Source organism: Plectonema cf. radiosum LEGE 06105, from assembly GCF_015207665.1.
In the GTDB taxonomy this organism is placed as follows: domain Bacteria; phylum Cyanobacteriota; class Cyanobacteriia; order Cyanobacteriales; family Nostocaceae; genus Rivularia; species Rivularia radiosa_A.
Genome location: NZ_JADEWL010000248.1, coordinates 1 through 4,912, shown reverse-complemented (window position 1 = coordinate 4,912; position 4,912 = coordinate 1). Strand labels below are relative to the sequence as shown.

4 protein-coding genes are annotated in these 4,912 nt (G+C 35.8%); 2 read left to right on the top strand and 2 right to left on the bottom strand.

Going from position 1 to position 4,912, the window contains the following annotated elements; genetic code table 11:
• Positions 1-1,725, bottom strand: a 1,725-nt coding sequence (locus IQ247_RS31355; protein ID WP_193926052.1) for an asparagine synthetase B family protein, incomplete at its 3' end; no start/stop codon positions are given.
• A 238-nt stretch (positions 1,726-1,963) separates the two neighbouring features.
• Here IQ247_RS31355 and coaD point away from each other — a divergent pair.
• Positions 1,964-2,515, top strand: a complete 552-nt coding sequence (gene coaD, locus IQ247_RS31350; protein ID WP_193926050.1) for a pantetheine-phosphate adenylyltransferase — start codon at positions 1,964-1,966, stop codon at positions 2,513-2,515.
• On the top strand, positions 2,425-3,102 hold the full coding sequence (locus IQ247_RS31345) for an ATP synthase subunit B family protein (RefSeq protein ID WP_193926048.1): 678 nt from the start codon (positions 2,425-2,427) through the stop codon (positions 3,100-3,102). The genes coaD and IQ247_RS31345 overlap by 91 nt, the downstream gene beginning before the upstream one ends.
• A gap of 265 nt (positions 3,103-3,367) precedes the next feature.
• Here IQ247_RS31345 and IQ247_RS31340 read toward each other — a convergent pair whose 3' ends face one another.
• Positions 3,368-4,714 (bottom strand): TldD/PmbA family protein, encoded by a 1,347-nt coding sequence (locus IQ247_RS31340; RefSeq protein WP_193926047.1) that lies wholly within the window; start codon positions 4,712-4,714, stop codon positions 3,368-3,370.
• Positions 4,715-4,912: the final 198 nt, after the last annotated feature.

Sequence of the window (4,912 nt, the reverse complement as noted above, 5' to 3'; positions counted from 1 at the left end):
CTTCTGTACTTGTAACCAAATTTCTAAACTTACTAACAACCACAATTTGACACCATAACGTTGCCAAGCATCACCTTGATAATTCAACCACTGACGAATTAAATCTTGATTTAAATAAGCTGCAATTTCGGCATTTTTATCTAATAACAAACTTTTCGCACGACGCTGCCAAATATTTTTAAACCAATACTGTACAGGAACCATCATTCCACTTTTAGGACGCTGTATTATATCTTTTGGTAATATATCTAAAACTGCTTGTTTTAATACCGCTTTTTCTTGCGCTCCTGCTACTTTATACTGTGGTGGTATTTGCATCGCCATTTGTACTATTCTTCTATCAAATAATGGCGATCGCCCTTCTAAATCATTAGCAATTGTTAAATTATCAACTTTTGTTAAAATTTGGTCTGCTCCTTTAAATTTGATGTTGATTGTCATTAATCTATTTAAATAATTATCTTCTGTGTATAAGTAATCGGCAAATACAAATGGTATATCTTTGACTGCTGTAAAAACTTCTGGTTTGAGGAGTTGGGGTAAATCGGGGAAACATTTTTTAAAAGAATTAAGGTAATTTGCTACTAAATTTTCCTCAGTATTATTAACTCCACCATAAAGCTGATTTAACAACATTGGCTGATTTTTGGGTCCACCAAAACAAGGGTCTCCACCTTCCCCATTCAAGATTACATTAGCATTGTCTCGCGCTATCTTTCCTAATAAATAGTTGGGAATCGTTAAAGGATCGCCGATGGGATCATCCAAATAAGACATAATTAAAGGTAACTTTAACCACATATCATCGCCAGTAATTTCTAGGATATGATGGTGCGTTTTACAGTGCTGCGCGACTAAACTAGAAAACTCCAATTCATTCGGACAATTTTCGCCAAAATGAATCGAGTAAGTGTGTACCGGATGATGATGAAACTTTGCAGCTAAAGCGGTTATACAACTAGAATCCAAACCCCCAGATAGATAAATTCCCACAGATTCATCCACAGGCAAATACTCTTGCACAACCTCATCTAAAAGCTGTCTTAACTGCTTTCCATGCCAAATTAAACTTTCTTCTGTATTCTTTATATCTTCTCGTGGTTGCCAAAACGACTTGTAATTGAGATAATTTATCTTTTCTGGTGATGATTCCATTTGCAAAACCATCCCCGCAGACAATTCATTCACGTCTTGCCAAAGCGTTTTTTCCCCAACTACAAAAGCACAACACAGATAATCCCGCAATGCAACTAAATCTAATTTTTGAGAATGAAAAGGTAAAAGCGTCCCTAATCGAGGCGCAATAACGCAACTTTTACCGTAATTAGTATAATAAAGAGTACGACAACCAACAGCATCTCGTACTAAATATAGCCGTCTTTCCAAGTTATCCCAAACACATAGCGAAAACATTCCTTCTAATAAATTTAAACAATCTTCTCGTTTGATTTCCCAAAGATGGGCTACTAATTGTTTGTCAGTATATTCCTTGTTTAGATGTAAAATTTGCAGCAATTGAGAGCGGTTGCTTAACCAAATATCTCCAACTATAATAAAACGCTCATTGTGATTTTTTATAACTTCAGCTTTGACTACAAAAAAGTCTTCGCAGCAGTAAGTAACATCATAATTGCTAGCATCTACCCGTCCTAAAATTACATACCAATTTGGTATAAGTTTGATATGGGGGATTTGTATTCTATTCCACAAATTAGCGAATTTCATGAACATTAAAAATCATTGATTAAGAATTAAAAATAAAAATACCGCAAAACCGACATTGAATATTTGACATTTGTCATAGATGAAAATAGTATATTTTGATGCGAATTTAGGGATAATATATAAAGAAATTAGATTTTGAAGTTCAAAATTAATTATGTAGCATTAAACACATTATCATTACCCCTTCTATAAAAATACTTCGATATAATTACTGAACCTTGAAACTCGTAGGAGTGTGATGATTGCTATTTATCCTGGAAGTTTTGACCCTGTAACCTTGGGACATCTTGATATTATTCAGCGTGGTAGTCGGCTATTTTCTGCCGTTATTGTTGCTGTATTACGTAATCCGAACAAAACTCCATTATTTACTGTGCAACAACGTTTAGAACAAATACGTCAAGCTACCACACATTTAGATAATGTACAAGTAGATGCCTTTGAAGGTTTAACAGTCGAATATGCCCAAATGCAAAAAGCACAAGTTTTGTTAAGGGGCTTACGGGCGATTTCTGACTTTGAAGTTGAACTGCAAATGGCACACACCAACAAAACTCTTTCCACCGAAATAGAAACTGTTTTTTTAGCAACGTCAAATGAATATAGTTTTTTAAGTAGTAGTGTGGTAAAAGAGATTGCAAGGTTTGGTGGTTCTATTAATCATCTCGTTCCCCCTCACGTTGCTTTGGATACATACAAATGCTTCACCCACAACCAAACGGTATCGAACCCAATCAAAACGGAAGTAGTCCCCCCTCTCAACAGTTTCCCCAGCAGTCGGGAAGTGTAGATATTCAGCAGGAACTAAACCGTTTAGAAGAAATAATTCTTAGCAGTTTTCGCATCCCTTTGACGCGAAAAACCTTGGTAGATGAAGAAAAGTTACTCGAACAGCTTGATTTTATCCGCTTATCTTTACCCGAAGCTTTCCAAGAAGCAATTTTAATTATTCAACAAAGAGAAGAAATTTTTTTAGAAGCGGAAGCGTATGGACAGCAAATGGTAGAAGCAGCACAAGCCAAAAGAGCGCAAGTGTTGAATGAAAGCGATATTATCAGACAAGCCGAATTAGAAACCGAACAATTGAAAAGACAAGTACAGCAAGAGTGTGAACAAATGATGCAAGAAACTCTTGATGAAATCGAGCGTAAACGTCGTATTTGTCAACAAGAAATCGAAGAAATGCGTCGTCAAGCCATAGAAGAAGCTGAACAAATTGCTCAAGGTGCAGATCAATATGCTGATAATGTCTTAGAAAATATCGAACTAGAACTTACTGAATCCTTAAAGATTATTCGTAACGGTAGACAGCAACTTTATCCAGAATCACAGCCACCGCAACGCGGTTATCCCGGCAAAAGTGTTAAGAAAAAGTAGACGTATTTTTGTCAACCATCAGTCGTGTATTTTTATTTATAAATCTACGATCAAAAAATGTTTTATTTAGCGCAAGTTAATATTGATGTAAATATTGCTTCCTTGATGGGATTTCTTCAGATAATCTTCGGCTTATTTTACTTGGTATTTGTAATAGTTCAATTAATGCGAACTGGGAATAGACTGATAAATTTAACCCGCATAGGCGGGTTTTGTTTGTCTAGCTGCGGTTTCAACCGCCAGATAAGTTTACTTCCGCACTTTTCTAAAGCGTATAGGTAAAGTCTTCCACTAACATTCCCGGAACCATACTACCGCCAAGTTGGCGATTTTCATAGGTTCCGACTTCGGGAATAAATTCATGTTTATCAGTAAAATCTATTAAATTATCACCCCAAAAACTGTATAAAGTATCATCAAAGCGTAAATCTTCTATCGGTGCAACTATTTCACCGTTAACAACCCAAAAGCAAGCATAACGAGTCATTCCAGTGATTCTACCAGCAGGGCGATCGCTCCAGTTGAGGTAGTGCAAATTCGATACATAAAGCCCTGTATCTAAACTTGATAAAATATTTTCAGATGCTAAATTACCCAAACCGATTTGTGGTGAACGTAAGGACTCGGAACTATTCGCACCATTTGGACTTTTATCATACTCTTTAGCAGAACGAGAGTTAACTAAACTATTTAACAAAACACCTTTTTCGATTAATTTTAAATCTAAAGGAGCAATTTCCCCCCATTCATTAAAACGGGGTACTAAACCAGTTTTAAAATTTTCTCGCAAACTAAATTTTGGAGAAAGCATCTTTTCTCGACTGGCTAGCTTTGCTAAAGCACTGTTTCCTTGTTGAATATCCGCTTCACTAATACCTCCCCAAGAAAGCATTGTTAAAAATTCTGCAACCGCAGCGGGAGCAAAATAAGTTTTGTAATGTCCTCGTGGTAATTCTTTAGCAGGACGAGAAAGTAATTTTAATTGCTGTTTAGCTTGATAAATCTTGTCTATATAAGTTTGATGATTCCAATTATTTCCAGCAAAAAAGCCTTTAACAGCTTGTCCAGAATCTGTAAAAATTGAATAATCTAATGTAAAAGTATCAGTACTAAACCAATATTTTTTCCCACCAGAATCTGCATAACCTTGACTTATAACACCTCCAGCATAAAATCCAGTAAAATCTAACTCTGCAACCGCTTCTAAAATAGTTTTAGCAACTTCTTCCTCAGCTAATAAATTACCCGAATAAACTTCCCGATTGTCATCATCTCCTGATGGTAAAACCAGATATGTGTCTACAGGTAATAATGGTAATTCTGCTCGTAATTCTTGCAAAGAATTATAAGCTTGCTGCCAATCAAATTCCCAATTACCGCTAACAGGAAAAACACGATAACTACTGCGTTGATTTTCCATTAAGGTCAATTCAATCCAACCATCCGCCACAATACCAGTTTGTCGCACCTTTCCACGATTAAACCTAGTAAATTGACTGCGTTCCCTATTTAATTTAAAAGTAAATTCTTCCTCCGGTTTTTTCTTATCTAAAAGAGATTCAAACAGTTGGTTAAAGCTGACTTCTAAAGCTGAGATATCTTTTTTTTTCATATATATAAATAAATTAATCAGGTCAAAGGTTAGACGTTAAAGCTTAAAGGTTAGAGGTTAAATAAAGGTTAAAGGTCAAAGGTTAAAGATTAAAGGTTAAAGGTATTAACTAATTTCTAACTTTTCTCCCCATCACCCCCTTCGGGTTGCGCCACTTCTCTCAACGGTCGTGTTCCTCCGCACGAGAGTGGCTTACCA

Excerpts from the sequence above, each read along its gene's own strand:
- coaD (WP_193926050.1), top strand. The coding sequence starts at position 1,964 with ATGATTGCTATTTATCCTGGAAGTTTTGACCCTGTAACCTTGGGACAT.
- IQ247_RS31345 (WP_193926048.1), top strand. The coding sequence starts at position 2,425 with ATGCTTCACCCACAACCAAACGGTATCGAACCCAATCAAAACGGAAGT.
- IQ247_RS31340 (WP_193926047.1), bottom strand. The coding sequence starts at position 4,714 with ATGAAAAAAAAAGATATCTCAGCTTTAGAAGTCAGCTTTAACCAACTG.